The sequence below is a fragment of the Streptomyces sp. NPDC002754 genome, assembly GCF_053592315.1.
Genome location: NZ_JBSFVM010000027.1, coordinates 24,480 through 41,100, shown reverse-complemented (window position 1 = coordinate 41,100; position 16,621 = coordinate 24,480). Strand labels below are relative to the sequence as shown.

The 16,621-nt window shown below is 71.0% G+C and carries 13 protein-coding genes; 12 read left to right on the top strand and 1 reads right to left on the bottom strand.

What is annotated here, in order from left to right:
- Positions 1-55 precede the first annotated feature (55 nt).
- The 12 genes from ACWD2L_RS33050 to ACWD2L_RS32995 all read left to right on the top strand — a co-directional run bounded on the left by ACWD2L_RS33050 (position 56) and on the right by ACWD2L_RS32995 (position 15,167).
- Entirely contained in the window at positions 56-1,267 is a 1,212-nt protein-coding gene (locus ACWD2L_RS33050) for a Gfo/Idh/MocA family protein (protein ID WP_351341805.1), read from the top strand.
- Positions 1,268-1,294: 27 nt separating this feature from the next.
- Complete coding sequence (locus tag ACWD2L_RS33045) at positions 1,295-2,293, top strand: sugar phosphate isomerase/epimerase family protein (RefSeq protein WP_351341807.1); 999 nt, start codon at positions 1,295-1,297, stop codon at positions 2,291-2,293.
- A 273-nt stretch (positions 2,294-2,566) separates the two neighbouring features.
- The gene (locus ACWD2L_RS33040; protein WP_351341809.1) at positions 2,567-5,014 is read left to right on the top strand and encodes a PQQ-dependent sugar dehydrogenase; all 2,448 of its coding nucleotides are present in this window, start codon (positions 2,567-2,569) and stop codon (positions 5,012-5,014) included.
- A 15-nt stretch (positions 5,015-5,029) separates the two neighbouring features.
- Positions 5,030-6,406: a ThuA domain-containing protein gene (locus ACWD2L_RS33035; protein WP_351341811.1), complete on the top strand. Its 1,377-nt coding sequence runs from the start codon at positions 5,030-5,032 to the stop codon at positions 6,404-6,406.
- A 178-nt stretch (positions 6,407-6,584) separates the two neighbouring features.
- Positions 6,585-7,727: an inositol-3-phosphate synthase gene (locus ACWD2L_RS33030; RefSeq protein ID WP_351341813.1), complete on the top strand. Its 1,143-nt coding sequence runs from the start codon at positions 6,585-6,587 to the stop codon at positions 7,725-7,727.
- Positions 7,724-8,746 carry an SCO3242 family prenyltransferase gene (locus ACWD2L_RS33025; protein WP_351341815.1) on the top strand — a complete coding sequence of 341 codons (1,023 nt, stop codon included), beginning with the start codon at positions 7,724-7,726 and terminating at the stop codon, positions 8,744-8,746. Before ACWD2L_RS33030 ends, ACWD2L_RS33025 begins: the two co-directional genes overlap by 4 nt.
- Positions 8,743-9,636 carry a sugar phosphate isomerase/epimerase family protein gene (locus ACWD2L_RS33020; protein WP_351341817.1) on the top strand — a complete coding sequence of 298 codons (894 nt, stop codon included), beginning with the start codon at positions 8,743-8,745 and terminating at the stop codon, positions 9,634-9,636. Before ACWD2L_RS33025 ends, ACWD2L_RS33020 begins: the two co-directional genes overlap by 4 nt.
- Complete coding sequence (locus ACWD2L_RS33015) at positions 9,633-10,313, top strand: EboA domain-containing protein (protein ID WP_351341818.1); 681 nt, start codon at positions 9,633-9,635, stop codon at positions 10,311-10,313. The genes ACWD2L_RS33020 and ACWD2L_RS33015 overlap by 4 nt, the downstream gene beginning before the upstream one ends.
- Positions 10,313-11,164 carry a TatD family hydrolase gene (locus tag ACWD2L_RS33010; RefSeq protein ID WP_351341820.1) on the top strand — a complete coding sequence of 284 codons (852 nt, stop codon included), beginning with the start codon at positions 10,313-10,315 and terminating at the stop codon, positions 11,162-11,164. The genes ACWD2L_RS33015 and ACWD2L_RS33010 overlap by 1 nt, the downstream gene beginning before the upstream one ends.
- A gap of 3 nt (positions 11,165-11,167) precedes the next feature.
- Positions 11,168-12,349: a metabolite traffic protein EboE gene (gene eboE / locus ACWD2L_RS33005; protein WP_351341822.1), complete on the top strand. Its 1,182-nt coding sequence runs from the start codon at positions 11,168-11,170 to the stop codon at positions 12,347-12,349.
- 203 nt (positions 12,350-12,552) lie between these two features.
- The gene (locus ACWD2L_RS33000; RefSeq protein ID WP_351342004.1) at positions 12,553-13,989 is read left to right on the top strand and encodes a nucleotide pyrophosphatase/phosphodiesterase family protein; all 1,437 of its coding nucleotides are present in this window, start codon (positions 12,553-12,555) and stop codon (positions 13,987-13,989) included.
- The gene (locus ACWD2L_RS32995; protein WP_351342006.1) at positions 13,986-15,167 is read left to right on the top strand and encodes a sugar phosphate isomerase/epimerase family protein; all 1,182 of its coding nucleotides are present in this window, start codon (positions 13,986-13,988) and stop codon (positions 15,165-15,167) included. Before ACWD2L_RS33000 ends, ACWD2L_RS32995 begins: the two co-directional genes overlap by 4 nt.
- A gap of 73 nt (positions 15,168-15,240) precedes the next feature.
- Here ACWD2L_RS32995 and ACWD2L_RS32990 read toward each other — a convergent pair whose 3' ends face one another.
- A complete protein-coding gene (locus tag ACWD2L_RS32990; RefSeq protein ID WP_351342008.1) occupies positions 15,241-16,620 on the bottom strand; it encodes an OFA family MFS transporter in 1,380 nt (459 codons plus the stop codon).
- Position 16,621: the final 1 nt, after the last annotated feature.

Below are 16,621 nucleotides of genomic sequence, written 5' to 3'. Positions count from 1 at the left end.
TCGTCCGTACGACTGGAGGGCCAGCGAACACCGCGCGGACGAGGAGGACTTCTGTATGGCAGGCAGCAACGGACACGACGGGGTCGACGGACGGCCCGCCCTGGGTGTCGGCATGGTCGGGTACGCGTTCATGGGCGCCGCCCACTCGCAGGGCTGGCGCACCGTGGGCCACGTCTTCGACCTGCCGCTCACGCCCAAACTCGCCGCGATCTGCGGCCGCGACGCCTCGGGGGTGCGCGCCGCGGCCGACCGGCTCGGGTGGGCCGCGGCCGAGACCGACTGGCGGGCGCTGATCGCCCGGGACGACGTCGACCTGGTCGACATCTGCACCCCCGGCGACAGCCATGCCGAGATCGCCGTCGCCGCCCTGGAGGCAGGCAAGCACGTGCTGTGCGAGAAGCCCCTCGCCAACTCGGTGGAGGAGGCGGAGGTCATGGCGGCTGCCGCCGAACGGGCCACTGTCAACGGCCAGTTGGCGATGGTCGGCTTCAACTACCGGCGCGTCCCGGCCGTCGCGCTCGCCCGCCGCATGGTCGCGGACGGCCGCATCGGCACCCTGCGCCACGTCCGCACCCACTACCTCCAGGACTGGCTCGTCGACCCGGGCTTCCCGCTCACCTGGCGGCTCCAGAAACCGCACGCGGGCTCCGGAGCCCTCGGCGACCTCGGCGCGCACGCCGTGGACCTCGCCCAGTACCTCGCGGGCGAACCCGTGGCCGGCGTCTCCGCGCTCACCGAGACCTTCGTGCGCGAACGGCCGCTCCTGGACGGGGCGTCCTCCGGCCTCTCGGCGGCCGGCGGCGGTGACGCCGGCACCGGGCCCGTCACGGTCGACGACGCGGCCCTGTTCACCGGCCGGTTCGCCTCCGGCGCCCTCGCCTCCTTCGAGGCCACCCGGTTCGCGACCGGCCGCAAGAACGCGCTCACCATCGAACTCAACGGCTCCCACGGCTCGTTGACCTTCGACCTGGAGCGCCTCAACGAACTGACCTTCCACGACCACACCGAGCCCGCCGAGCGCGCCGGCTTCCGCCGGATCCTCGCCACGGAACCCGGCCACCCCTACCTGGAGGCCTGGTGGCCGCCCGGCCACGGCCTCGGCTACGAGCACACGTTCACCCACCAGGCACGCGACTTCGTCACCGCCATCGCCGAAGGCGCCCAGCCCCGGCCGTCGTTCGCCGACGGACTCCAGGTGCAGCGCGTCCTCGCGGCGGTCGAGGAGAGCGCGGCCAAGAACTCCGTCTACACCGCCGTACCGGCCTGAGAGCCCCCGACCCGAGAGGAGCCATCCATGCCCCGCCCGTTCACCCTCTTCACCGGTCAGTGGGCCGACCTGCCGCTCGAAGACGTGTGCCGCATCGCCCGCGACGCCGGGTACGACGGCCTCGAACTCGCCTGCTGGGGCGACCACTTCGAGGTCGACAAGGCCCTCGACGACCCCGGCTACGTCAAGGGCCGCCACGCCCTCCTCGACAAGTACGGCCTCAAGTGCTGGGCCATCTCCAACCACCTGGTCGGGCAGGCCGTCTGCGACGCCATCATCGACGAACGCCACGAGGCGATCCTGCCCTCCCGCATCTGGGGGCACGGCGAGGCCGAGGGCGTCCGCCAGCGGGCCGCCGCCGAGATCAAGGACACCGCCCGCGCGGCCGCCGCCTTCGGTGTCGACACCGTCATCGGCTTCACGGGATCGGCCATCTGGCATCTCGTCGCCATGTTCCCGCCCGCACCCGAGTCGATGATCGAGCGCGGCTACGAGGACTTCGCCGAACGCTGGAACCCCATCCTCGACGTGTTCGACGCCGAGGGCGTCCGCTTCGCCCACGAGGTCCACCCGAGCGAGATCGCGTACGACTACTGGACCACGCACAAGGCGCTCGAAGCGGTCGACCACCGCCCGGCCTTCGGCCTCAACTTCGACCCCTCTCATTTCGTGTGGCAGGACCTCGACCCCGTCGGCTTCCTCTACGACTTCCGCGACCGCATCCTCCACGTCGACTGCAAGGAGGCCCGCAAGCGCCTCGACGGCCGCAACGGCCGCCTCGGCTCCCACCTCCCATGGGGAGACCCCCGCCGCGGCTGGGACTTCGTGTCCGCCGGGCACGGGGACGTCCCCTGGGAGGACGTCTTCCGCATGCTCCGCTCCATCGACTACTCCGGGCCCATCTCGGTCGAGTGGGAGGACGCGGGCATGGACCGCCTCCAGGGCGCCCCCGAGGCACTGGCCCGCCTCAAGGCTTTCGACTACGAACCGCCCACGGCGTCCTTCGACGCGGCGTTCAACAGCTGAGTCGGCAGCCCGGGCCGCGCGACCCGATCCGATGGTCGCGCGGCCGGTCGGACGCGCCCGAAAACGGCTTTGTCCTGAAGTAGGAAAAAGTTCAACTCGCAGCTGTACAAGGGCTGTTCGGGCGGGACAAACGCGACTAGCGTCCTCCCCCGAACGCACGCACGGCGCACACCGCACACACCGCACACACATGGCACTCACGGCACAGATCCCCCCGGGGTGACGGCGCGCCCCGGCGTCACGCACGACCCGCCCCTCTGTCCGGAGGAACCCGTGCACAGGAAACGCCTGAGAACCCGCAACGCACTCGCCCTGCTCACCGGCACCCTGCTCGCCGCGGCCTCGCTCACCTTCTCGGCTGCCGCGGCCCCCGCACCCGTGGCCGGCACGGCCGCGGCCGAGGACTTCCAGCAGGTCACCCTCGCCAAGGGCGCGGAGGAGGTCGGCGAGCCCATGTCGCTGGCCGTGCTGCCGGACCGCAAGGTCCTGCACACCTCGCGCGACGGCGTGCTGCGCCTCACCGACGAGAACGGCACCACCAAGGTCGCCGGCAAACTCGACGTCTACAGCCACGACGAAGAGGGCCTCCAGGGCGTCGGCGTCGACCCGAACTTCAGCGAGAACCGCGCGATCTACCTCTACTACGCGCCCCCGCTGAACACCCCGGCGGGCGACGCCCCCAACGACGGCACCGCGGCCGACTTCGCCCCCTTCGACGGCTACAACCGGCTCTCCCGCTTCACCCTCGACACCGACGGCACGCTGAACAAGGAGTCCGAGAAGAAGGTCCTCGACGTCCAGACGTCGCGCGGCATCTGCTGCCACGTCGGCGGCGACATCGACTTCGACAAGGACGGCAACCTGTACCTGTCGACCGGCGACGACTCCAACCCGTTCGCCTCCGACGGCTACACGCCCATCGACGAGCGCACCACCCGCAACCCGGCCTACGACGCCCAGCGTTCGTCCGGCAACACCAACGACCTGCGTGGCAAGATCCTGCGCGTCAAGGTCGCGGCCGACGGCTCGTACACCGTCCCCGAAGGCAACCTCTTCGCGCCCGGCACCGACAAGGCGCGCCCCGAGATCTACGCGATGGGTTTCCGCAATCCGTTCCGGATGAGCGTCGACAAGCCCACCGGCACCGTCTACGTCGGCGACTACGGGCCCGACGCGGGCACCGCGTCGGACACCCGCGGCCCGGCCGGACAGGTCGAGTTCGCCCGCGTGACGAAGGCCGGCAACTTCGGCTGGCCGTACTGCACCGGGAACAACGACGCCTACGTGGACTACGACTTCGCGACGCAGGCCTCCGGCGCCAAGTTCGACTGCGCGGCGCCGAAGAACACCTCGCCGCACAACACCGGCCTCACCGACCTGCCGCCCGCGCAGGCCGCCTGGATCCCCTACGACGGCGGCTCCCTCCCGGAGTTCGGCTCCGGCTCCGAGTCCCCGATGGCAGGCCCCGTCTACCGGTACGACTCCGCCAACACCTCCCCGGTGAAGTTCCCCGAGGCGTACGACGGGGACTTCTTCGCCGGTGAGTTCGGCCGGCAGTGGATCAAGCGGATCGAGCAGGACGCGGACGGCAAGGTCTCCTCGATCAACCCGTTCCCCTGGACCGGCACCCAGGTGATGGACATGGCCTTCGGCCCCGACGGCGCGCTGTACGTCCTCGACTACGGCCTCTCCTGGTTCGGCGGCGACGAGAACTCCGCCCTGTACCGCATCGAGAACGCCACCGAAGGACACTCGCCGACCATCGACGCCAAGGCCGACAAGACGTCCGGCCAGGCTCCCCTGAAGGTCAGGTTCACGTCCACGGCGTCCGACGCCGACGGTGACGCGCTCACGTACTCCTGGAACTTCGGCGACGGCACCACTGGTACCGGCGCCTCGCCCAGCCACACCTACAAGAAGAACGGCACCTACACCGCGACCGTGACCGCCAAGGACTCCACGGGACGCACCGGCAGCGCCGATGTGCACCTCACCGTCGGCAACACCGCGCCCAAGGTGACCCTGGAACTGCCCGCCGACGGCCAGCTGTTCACCTTCGGCGACAAGGTTCCCTTCAAGGTGAAGGTCACCGACCCGGAGGACGGGGCGATCGACTGCTCCAAGGTCAAGGTCACCCACATCCTCGGCCATGACAGCCACGGCCACCCGATCACCTCGGCCACCGGCTGCTCCGGCACCATCCAGACCAGCGCCGACAGCGAGCACGACCCGAACGCCAACGTCTTCGGTGTCTTCGACGCCGAGTACACCGACAAGGGCGCCAACGGTCAGCCCGCCCTCACCACGCACGACCAGCACGTCACCCAGCAGAAGCACCGCCAGGCCGAGCACTACGGCGACTCCAAGGGTGTGTCGGTCGTCAGCCACGACGCGGCCAACGGCGGCAAGGCCGTCGGCACCATCGAGAACGGCGACTGGATCTCCTTCAAGCCGTACGCGATCGGGAACGCCAAGTCCCTGAAGGCGCGCGTCGCCTCCGCAGGCAGTGGCGGCACCCTGGAGATCCGCACCGGCTCGGCCACCGGCCGGCTCGTCGGCAGCGCCAAGGTCGCACCCACCGGCTCCTGGGAGACGTACGCGGACGTCACCACGTCCATCAGCAAGCAGACCACCAAGAGCACCACGCTCTTCCTGGTCTTCAAGGGCTCGGGCGACAAGAACCTGTTCGAGATCGACGACTTCACCTTCACCACGAGCTGAGAGGAGCAGGACAGCATGCGCACCTCCGTACGCATCGGCCTCGCGACGGCCGCCGCCGCCCTGCTCGTCGGTGGGCTCACCGTCCCGGCCACCTCGGCGCCCGAGGGCGCCCGGGCCCGGGACCGGGTCCTGGTGTTCTCCAAGACCGCCGCGTTCCGGCACGACTCCATCCCCGAGGGCATCGCCGCCCTCAAGGAACTCGGCGCCGCCGACAAGCTCGCCGTGGACACCACCGAGGACGCGAGCGCCTTCACCCCGGGCAACCTCGCCCGGTACAAGGCCGTCGTCTTCCTCTCCACCACCGGCGACGTGCTCGACGCCACCCAGCAGAAGGCGTTCGAGGGCTACGTAGCCAAGGGCGGCGGCTACCTGGGCGTGCACGCCGCCGCCGACACCGAGTACGACTGGAACTACTACGGCGGCCTCGTCGGCGCCTGGTTCCAGGGGCATCCGGCGATCCAGCCGGCCACGGTCCGCGTCGAGGACCACAAGCATCCGGCGACCCGCGGGCTGCCGGACGCCTGGCAGCGCACCGACGAGTGGTACAACTACCGCTCCAACCCGCGCGAGAACGTCCATGTACTCGCGTCCCTCGACGAGACGACGTACACCGGCGGCACCATGAACGGCGACCATCCGATCGCCTGGTGCCAGAACTACGGCGGCGGGCGTTCCTTCTACACCGGCGGCGGACACACCAAGGAGTCCTACGCCGACCCCGCGTTCCGCAGCCATCTGCGCGGCGGCCTGAAGTACGTCACCGGGCTGGCCGCGGCCAACTGCCGCCCGAACACCGGCTACCGGGACATCTTCAACGGCGAGACGCTCGACGGCTGGAAGCAGGCGGGGCCCGGCGGCTTCGCCGTGGACCCGGCCAAGGGGACGCTCAATTCCCAAGGCGGCATGGGTCTGCTCTGGTACCAGGCCAAGGAGCTGCACTCGTACTCCCTGAAGCTCGACTGGAAGATGGCGAGCGCCGACGGTGACGACAACTCGGGTGTCTTCGTGGGCTTTCCGGCCTCCGACGACCCCTGGTCGGCCGTCGATAAGGGCTACGAGATCCAGATCGACGCCACCGACGCACCCGACCGCACCACCGGCGCGATCTACTCCTTCCAGTCCGCCGACCTCGCGGCCCGCGACAAGACCCTGAAGCCGCCGGGGGAGTGGAACTCGTACGAGGTCAAGGTGCGGGGCGAGCACCTTGAGCTGTTCCTCAACGGAGTCAAGATCAACGACTTCACCAACAAGGACCCCGAGCGGAGCCTGACCGACGGCTACATCGGCCTGCAGAACCACGGCGACTCCGACCAGGTGTCCTTCCGCAAGATCCGCCTGAAGGAACTCGACCCTGCGTCCAACTCGGGCGCGCTGCCCGGAGCGGGGGACTAGGACGGCGGCGGGCGAGGGACGCCGGACCCCCGCCCGCCGTCTTGCCCCGCCGGGAACGGCGGGGCACCCAGCGGGTTCGCGCCCAGGTGGTTCGCGCCCAGCTGGTTCGCGCAGATGCGCACGCATGGCTTCACGACTGGTTCCACGCATGGCTTCACGTTCGACTAGGAGGCTGCCCATGTCCGCCGGACCGTCCTGCCCTTCGTCCCCGCCCGGCCCCCGGTTCGGTGTGTGGCTGGTCGGGGCCCGCGGCTCCGTCGCCACCACGGCGATCGCGGGGTGCGCCGCCATCGGCGCCGGGCTGCATTCGCCGTCCGGCATGGTCACGGAGACCGAGCCGTTCACCACGGTGGGCCTGCCGTCCCTGACGTCCCTCGTCTTCGGCGGCCACGACACCCTCGACTGCCCGCTCCCCAAGCGCGCCGAACAGCTCGCCGCCGGGGGAGTGCTGCCGCACGGACTTCCGGGAGCGGTGGGCGCCGAACTCGCCGCCGCCGACCGGGAGATCGTGCCCGGCCGACCGCTGCCCGGCGACGGCCGCCCCCAGGACGAGCTGATCGCCGCCTTCACCGCCGACATCCAGTCCTTCGTACGACGCCACGCCCTGGCCGGGGCCGTCGTCGTGAACGTCGCCTCCACCGAGGCGCCACCACGCGGGGACGAGCTCCCGGCCAGCTCCCTGTACGCCGCGGCGGCCCTGCGCGCCGGCCTTCCGTACATCAACTTCACCCCCTCCACGGGACTCCACCACCTCTCTCTTCAGCACGCGGCGCACACCGCGGGCGTCCCCTACGCGGGCCGCGACGGCAAGACCGGGCAGACGCTGCTGCGGTCCGTGCTCGGCCCGATGTTCCGCAAGCGCGCGCTCGACGTGCGCGCGTGGTCCGGCACCAACCTCCTCGGCGGCGGTGACGGCGCCGCCCTCGCCGATCCGGCCGCGGCCGCCGCGAAGAACGCCGGCAAGGAACGCGTCCTCGCCGACACCCTCGGCGCCGTCCCGCAGGGCGAGGTCCACATCGACGACGTCCCGGCGCTCGGCGACTGGAAGACGGCCTGGGACCACATCGCCTTCGACGGTTTCCTCGGCGCGCGGATGACCCTGCAGACCACGTGGCAGGGCTGCGACTCGGCCCTCGCCGCGCCCCTCGTCCTCGACCTCGTGCGCCTGCTGCTGAGCGCCGCGGAGTCCGGACTGACCGGCCCACGGCCCGAGTTGGGCTTCTACTTCAAGGATCCCGACCCCGGCGCGTCCTCCGACCTGGACCGCCAGTACGAGTCCCTTCTCTCCTTCGCGGAGCGCCTGCGGGACGGTGCGGCGTGAGTGGGGAGGGGGTGGGGGAGCGGGGGCCGGCGTCGCGAGGCCGGGCGTGGGTCGAACTCCTGCGGCTCCCGGCCCTGTTCACCGTGCCGGGGGACGCCTTGGCCGGGGCCGCCGCGGCAGGGGCCCGGCCCACCCGCGGCACGTTCCTCGCCGTCGGCGCCTCCGTCAGCCTGTACGCGGCGGGCATGGCGCTCAACGACTGGGCCGACCGCGACGAGGACGCCCGCGACCGCCCGCACCGCCCACTGCCCTCCGGACGCATCCGCCCGGGCCACGCGCTGATCGCGGCGGGAGCGCTGACCGGCACCGGCCTCGCCCTGGCCTCCCGTGCCGGCCGGACGACCGGCACGCTGGCGACGGCCCTCGCGGCGACGGTGTGGGCATACGACCTGCACCTCAAGCACACCGCGGCGGGCCCGGCAGCGATGGGCGCCGCCCGCGGCTTGGACCTGCTCATGGGCGCGGCGGCGACAGCCCCTGCGGCGGCGACAGTGCCTGCGGCGGCGACAGTGCCTGCGGCGGCGACAGTGCCTGCGGCGGCGACAGCCCCTGCGGGGGCGATGGCGCCTTCGGCCGGGGTGCGCGGCGCCCTGGTGCCGGTGCTCGCCGCGGCCGCCACCCTGGCCACCCACGCGACCGCGGTCACCACCGTCTCCCGCAGCGAAGCCCAGGGTGGCTCCGTCGTCGGGCCCTTGACGGCCCTGGCCACGGGTGCCGCGATCGCCGCCGCGCTCCTGGCCCCGCAGGGGAGGGGCCCCCGCCTGGCGTGGGGCGACGGCCGGGGCACCCTCGTCCTCCCCGTCGCCGCATACGCCGCCACCGCCCTGCGCCCCCTCTTCCACGCCGCGCTCAACCCCTCGCCCCCGCTCACCCAGCGCGCCGTCGGCGCCGGGATTCGCGCGCTCGTCCCCCTCCAGTCCGCGCTGGCCGCCCGCTCCGGCGCCCCCGTGAGCGCCCTGGCCACCCTCGCCCTCGCTCCGCTCGCCCGCCGCTTCGCGAAGAAGGTGAGCGTCACATGACCGCGACCGGCCCCGAACGTGCCGCGCTCCCGCCCCGCTGGGGTTACGGCACCAACGGCCTCACCGACCTGCGCCTCGACGACGCCCTCGGCCTCCTCGCCGACCTCGGCTACGACGGTGTCGGGCTCACCCTCGACCACATGCACCTCGACCCGCTCGCCCCGGACCTTGCGGCGCGCACCCGCGAGGTGGCCCGCGCCCTTGACCGGCACCGGCTCACGGTCACCGTGGAGACCGGCGCCCGTTACGTTCTCGACCCACGCCGCAAACACGGCCCCTCCCTCCTCGACCCGGACCCCGACGCCCGGGCCCTACGTATCCGACTGCTCGTCCGCGCCGCCCAGGCCGCCGCCGACCTGGGCGCCCACGCGGTGCACTGCTTCAGCGGCGTGACCCCCGACGGCACCGACCCGGACACCGCGTGGAAGCACCTCGCCGCAGCGCTCACCCCCGTACTGGAAGCCGCCGACTCCGCCGGTGTGCCGCTCGCCATCGAGCCCGAACCCGGCCATCTCCTCGCCACGCTGGCCGACTTCCACCGGCTGCGCCGCGACCTGGGCAGCCCCGAGGCGCTCGGCCTGACCCTCGACATCGGGCACTGCCAGTGCCTGGAGCCGCTGCCTCCCGCCGACTGCGTCCGCGCGGCGGCGCCCTGGCTGCGGCATGTGCAGATCGAGGACATGCGCCGGGGCGTCCACGAGCATCTGCCGTTCGGCGAAGGGGAGATCGACTTCCCGCCCGTGCTCGACGCCCTCGCCGCCACCGGCTACCGCGGCCTGACCGTCGTCGAACTGCCCCGCCACTCCCACGCGGGCCCCCAACTGGCCTCCCAATCAATCGACTTCCTGCGTGCTGTGACCCCGTCGGCGCTGCGAGGAGGTACCCCATGACGTACGACACCGACACCGTCTCCCTCCCGGCCCTCGGCGTCGTCCGTGAACGGCTCGACGCCGCGCTGGACGACACCGCCCGCGCCTGGCTGCACGCGGCGCTCACCGACGCGGCCACGCACCCAGCCGACGAAGCGCGCGAACACCCCCTCCCGGCATGGCAATTGCGCTTCGCCGAAGCCGGCCGCCGCGCCGGCGACGAACACGCGGACGCCGCCCGGCTCCTGCTGCTGCACGCCGCCAGAGCAGACACCGCCACGCTCGCCGCGCTGTACACCCAGGGCAGCGCCGCCGAACGCCGCGCCGTACTGCTCGCCCTGCCCCACCTGGTGGCAGGCCCGGACGCCCTCCCGCTGGTCGAGGACGCCCTGCGCGCCAACGACACCCGCCTGGTGGCGGCCGCCGTCGGGCCGTACGCCGCCACGCACCTGCCCGCCCACGCGTGGCGGCACGCCGTCCTCAAGTGCCTGTTCACCGGGGTACCGGTGGACGCCGTGGCGCTGCTGACCGACCGCGCCCGCGGCGACGGCGAACTCGCCCGCATGCTGGCCGACTTCGCCGACGAGCGCACCGCCGCCGGGCGCCCCGTCCCCGACGACCTGCACCGCGTCCTGGCCCGCACCGCGCCCGAGCCCCTGACGGAGAACCGGGCCGATCCCCACGGCAAGGAGTCCTGATGCGCATCTTCGACCCCCACATCCACATGACCTCGCGCACCACCGACGACTACAAGGCGATGCACGCCGCCGGGGTGCGGGCCCTGGTGGAACCCGCCTTCTGGCTCGGCCAGCCCCGCACGTCGCCCGCCTCCTTCTACGACTACTTCGACTCCCTCCTGGGCTGGGAGCCCTTCCGCGCCGCCCAGTACGGGATCGCGCACCACTGCACGATCGCCCTCAACCCCAAGGAGGCGAACGACCCGCGCTGCACCCCCGTCCTGGACGCGCTGCCCCGCTACCTCGTGAAGGACAACGTCGTCGCCGTCGGCGAGATCGGCTACGACTCCATGACCGCCGCCGAGGACACCGCGCTCGCCGTCCAGCTTCAACTGGCCGCCGACCACGGCCTGCCCGCCCTCGTGCACACCCCGCACCGCGACAAGCTCGCCGGGCTTCGCCGCACCCTCGACGTCGTCCGCGAGTCCGCGCTGCCCGTCGAGCGGGTCCTGATCGACCACCTCAACGAGACCACCGTCAAGGAGGCCAAGGACTCCGGCGCCTGGCTCGGCTTCTCCGTCTACCCGGACACCAAGATGGACGAGGAGCGGATGGTGGAGATCCTGCGCGTCCAAGGGCCGGATAAGGTCCTCGTCAACTCCGCGGCCGACTGGGGCAACAGCGACCCGCTCAAGACCCGCAAGGTCGCCGACGCCATGCTCGCCACCGGCTTCACCGCCGACGACGTCGACCACGTGCTGTGGCGCAACCCGGTCGCGTTCTACGGGCTCAGCGACCGCCTGCGACTCGACGTCCCGGCGACGGAACCCGCTACCCACGAAGGCAACTCGGTCCTGCGCGGCGGTGAGTGACCCATGCGCTTCCGGCACCCCGACGGCTCCACCGTCCACCTCGCGTACTGCACCAACGTGCACCCCGCCGAGACCCTCGACGGCGTCCTCGCCCAACTGCGCGACCACTGCGAACCCGTGCGCAAGCGCCTCGGCAGGGACCGACTCGGCATCGGCCTGTGGCTCGCGAGGGACGCTGCCCGCGCCCTCGTCACCGACCCCACCGCGCTGCGCGGACTGCGCGCCGAACTCGACCGGCGCGGCCTCGAGGTCGTCACCCTCAACGGCTTCCCCTACGAGGGGTTCGGCGCGGCGGAGGTCAAGTACCGCGTCTACAAGCCGGACTGGGCCGACGAGGAGCGCCTCACCCACACCGTCGACCTGGCCCGGCTGCTCGGCGCCCTGCTGCCCGCCGACGCCACCGAGGGCACCGTCTCCACCCTGCCGCTCGCCTGGCGCACCGCGCACGATCCGCCGCGCGCCGAACGGGCCCGTGACGCCCTGCGCACCCTCGCCGAACGCCTCGACACCATCGAGGAGCTGACCGGCCACTCGATCCGCGTCGGCCTTGAACCCGAACCCGGCTGCACCGTCGAGACCACCGGCGACGCCATCGGCCCCCTCACCGACGTCGCCCGCACCGACCGTATCGGCCTGTGTCTGGACACCTGCCACCTCGCCACCTCCTTTGAAGAACCCGACACCGCGCTCGACGCCCTGGGCGCCGCCCACATCCCCGTCGTGAAGGCGCAACTCTCCGCCGCGCTCCATGCCGAACAGCCCCATCTGCCCGAAGTCCGGGCCGCGCTCGCCGCGTTCGACGAGCCCCGCTTCCTGCACCAGACCCGGGCCTGTGCCGACGGCGCCCTGCATGGCGTCGACGACCTCGGCGAGGCCCTGGCTGGCGGTGGGCGGGGTGGTCTGCCGCAGGGGGTGCCCTGGCGGGCCCACTTCCACGTACCGCTGCACGCGGCTCCCGCCGCGCCTCTCACCTCCACACTCGATGTCCTCAAGGACGCGCTCGTCCGCCTCGTCGGTGGTGCGCGTCCGCTCACCCGTCACCTGGAGGTCGAGACCTACACGTGGCAGGCGCTGCCGGTGGCCTTGCGGCCGCGTGGGCGGCAGCAGTTGGCCGATGGCATTGCGGCGGAACTGGCCCTGGCCCGTGATCTGTTGACCGACCTCGGCCTCAAGGAGTTGCCATGACCTCCGGTCAGTCGTCGGATGCCCGGCGCGGCGCCGCCCCCACGCCACGGGGCTCCGCCCCGGACCCCGCTGCTCAATCGCCGCAGGGGCTTAAAAGGCCTGCTCAAGCGCCGCGCGGGCTTGAAGGGCCTGCTCAAGCGCCGCGGGGGCTTGAAGGGCCTGCTCAATCGCCGCAGGGGCTTAAGAGTGCTCAGGGGGCGGAGATGCCCACCCCTCTCCTCGTCCTCGACATCGTCGGTCTCACCCCCCGTCTGCTCGATCACATGCCCAACCTTCAACGCCTCGGCCGGGACGGCTCCCGCGCCCCGCTCGGGACCGTGTTGCCCGCCGTCACCTGCGCCGCCCAGTCCACCTTTCTGACCGGCGCGATGCCCGCCGAGCACGGGATCGTCGGCAACGGGTGGTACTTCCGTGAGCTCGGTGACGTGCTGCTGTGGCGGCAGCACAACGGGCTCGTCGCCGGGGACAAACTGTGGGACGCCGCCCGTCGGGCTCACCCCGGTTACACGGTCGCCAATATCTGCTGGTGGTACGCCATGGGCGCCGACACCGACATCACCGTCACTCCCCGTCCCGTCTACTACGCCGACGGCCGCAAGGAACCCGACTGCTACACCCGGCCCCCGGCCCTGCACGACGAACTCACCGACAAGCTCGGCACGTTCCCCCTGTTCCACTTCTGGGGTCCGGGCGCCGACCTCGTCTCGAGCCAGTGGATCGTCGACGCCACCCGGCACGTCCTGGACACCCGTCACCCCGACCTGATCCTGAGCTACCTCCCGCATCTCGATTACGACTTGCAGCGCTACGGCCCAGACGACCCGCGTTCCCACCGGGCGGCCGCCGATCTCGACGCCGCCCTCGCCCCGCTCCTGGACGACGCCCGCGCCGAAGGCCGCACCGTCGTCGCCCTGTCCGAGTACGGCATCACCCGCGCCGACCGCCCCGTCCACATCAACCGGGCGCTGCGCCGCGCCGGACTGCTCGAGGTGCACACGCAGGACGGCATGGAGTACCTCGACCCGATGGCTTCCCGCGCCTTCGCCGTCGCGGATCACCAGATCGCGCACATCTACGTACGCCGGCCCGAGGACCTCGACGCCACCCGGGAAGCGCTCGCCGACGTGCCCGGCATCGAGCAACTCCTCGACGACGAGGGCAAGAAGGCGCACCAGCTCGACCACCCGCGCTCCGGCGAACTCGTCGCGATCGCCGAGGCCGATGCCTGGTTCACGTACTACTACTGGCTCGACGACGCCCGCGCGCCCGACTTCGCGCAGCTCGTCGAGATCCACCGCAAACCCGGCTACGACCCGGTCGAACTCTTCATGGACCCCCTCGACCCCTATGTGAAGGTCAAGGCGGCCACCGCCCTCGCCCGCAAGAAGCTCGGCATGCGCTACCGCATGGCCGTCGTCCCGCTGGACGCCTCGCCTATTCGCGGCAGCCACGGACGGCTCCCGACGAGCGATGAAGAAGGTCCGCTCATCCTGTGCTCCACCCCCCACGCGTTCTCCGGCCGCGTCGCGGCCACCGAAGTGAAAGCCCTGCTCCTCGCTCTGGCCGGAGGAGCAGAAGCAGTTACAGAGAGTGAAGCACACGCCACTGACAACGCCCGGACCGAGAGAAGGCACCCGTGACCGAACTCCACCGCACCACCGCCGCAGATGCGGCAGCAGGCCCCGACGAAGCCCTCAGATCGCGCCTCGGCATCAACCGCCGCCGCTTCCTCAGCACCTGCACCGCGGTCGCAGGCGCCGCCATCGCCGCGCCCGTCCTCGGCGCGGCCCCCGCCCTCGCCCAGCCGGCGACCGGCACCGCCACCAGCTCCGGCGGCGGCCTCGGCACCAGGCTCGTACCCGCGGACAAGCGCGGCATCATCCTCTACACCGTGCGCGACGCCACCGGCCGCGATCCGCTGACCAGCACCCTGCCCTCCGGATTCCGCGAGGTGTTCAAGGAGCTGGCCCGCTACGGCTACAAGCAGGTCGAGTTCGCCGGGTACGGCCAGCACGCCAACGCGCCCGGAGGGGCGAACCTGGAGTCCGTCGCGGGCGCGAAGCTGCTGCGCTCCTGGCTCGACGAGTACGGCCTGCGCGCCCAGGGCAACCACGGTTTCATCCCGTCGTCCTGGCCGCTCACCCAGGCCGACACCGACCAGTTCAAGAAGCATCTGGAGATCGCGAACATCCTCGGCATGGACCACATGGGCACCGGCGGCGACCCCACCGGCAGTTCGTACAAGGCGGACTGGGACGTCGCCGCCGACAAGTGGAACGCGCTGGGGCGGATCGCGGACCGCGCGGGCCTCAAGCTCTACACGCACAACCACGACGCGGCGTACGGATTCCTCATCGACGGAGGGCCGCTCGACGACCAGGGTCGCCCGACCCGCAGCTCCGGCATCCGCAAGCTCGAGTACTTCCTGCGGATCAGCGACCCGAAGTCGGTGTGGCTGGAGATGGACATCTTCTGGGCGCACGTGGCCCAGTACAAGTTCCACACCTACACCGCGCACGACGGCTCCACGCGCGAGAAGGTCTTCGACCCGGCCGCCCTCGTCGTCGCCCACAACGCGCGCTACCCGCTCTTCCACGCGAAGGACGGCACCCGCAACGACACCAGCGGAGAGGGCTACGACATGGTGCCCTTCGGCGAAGGTGTCATCGACTACCGGACGTTCTTCAAGCGGGTCGGCGCCCGCAACTACCGCAACCCCATGGTCGAGCAGGACAACGCGCCCAGCTCCACCGTCCCCGCCCAGTCCCTGACCCACGCCCGTATCGGCTACGACAACCTGGCCGCACTCAGGAAATAGCGCACACCACATGAGTGGGGCCCGGCCGACATGGCCGGGCCCCACTCAACTGTTACGGACGCGCTTTACGTGATCATGTCAATGACACCGCCTTCTTGTTCCGACCGGGCTGCCGCAACAGCAGCGCCACGAGCGCCGACAGCATGGAGATCCCGCCGGCCAGGGCGTACGCCCCGTTGTAACCCCAGGCGCCGACCACCATCGAGCCGAGTCCGCCGCCAAACAGACCACTGACGAGCTTCCCGCTGTACACCAGGCCGTAGTTGGTGGCGTTGAAGTTCTCCCCGAAGTAGTCCGGGGTCAGCGCCGCGAACATCGGGTAGAACGCGCCGCCACCGAAGCCGGACAGGAACGCGAAGACCAGGAACAGCCATTCGCTGTGCATGTCGCCCGCCCAGATGATGCCGAACTGGGCGAGTCCGAGAACGACGATCACGAGGATCAGGCTCGCCTTGCGGCCCCAGATGTCCGACATCCAGCCGACCACGGCACGGCCGACCCCGTTGATGACCGCCATGACACCCATCGACGACGCGGCCACGAGCGGACCGAAGCCGACCTCCTTGGCGAAGTCGACCTGGAAGGAGATGCCGAAGATCGACACACCTGCCGTCAGGACCAGGCTCAGCCACATCAGCGGCAGTTGACCCGTCTTGATGGCCTCCATGGGCGTGAACTGCTTGACCGCGGGCGGGTTCTTGGCCAGGGCCGCCTGGGTCTTGCTGTTGCCCGACTTCGCCAGCGGGTCGACTTCGGAGGGCCACCAGTTCTTCGGCGGGTCCCGGAAGAAGAACGCGCACACCAGCACGACGACCAGTACGTACGCACCGATCATGTCGAGCACACGGTGGTAGTTCGACGTGTCGAAGGCGTAGTTGAAGATGAAGATGAACGGAAGCGACCCATAGGCGAAGCCTCCGTTGACGAAACCTGTCCTGCCGCCTTTGCGTTCGGGGTACCACTTGCCGACCATGTTGATGCAGGTCGCGTACACGAACCCGGAGCCGAGCCCGCCGATGACGCCGAATCCGAGGATGGCCAGCCACACGTTGTGGAGGTGTGACAGGGCCAGGAACCCGATGAGACACATGAAGGAGCCGACATACATGGCCCGGCGGGCCGGCATGATGCCCTTCTCCCGCAGCCAGCCGGCCGGGAACGCCACACCCGCCTGGAAGAACACCCAAATGCTCAGGATCCAGAAGGTGTTGGACTGCGTCCAGCCGTGTGCCGACGACAGTGTGTCCTCGGCGGACCCGTAGGCGTACTCGGAGACACTGATGGCCATCATCGCGACCCATGGCAGATACACCATGAACTTGCGGGAGTGGCCGAGGATGTCGCGGTCGGTCTCGCCCACCCGGTAGATCCGGCCGTGCTCATCGGTGATTTCTCGGTACCGGCTCCCCGTAGCCGGTGCCGTATTACTAGCGGAGACAGGTTCCGCTGTCATA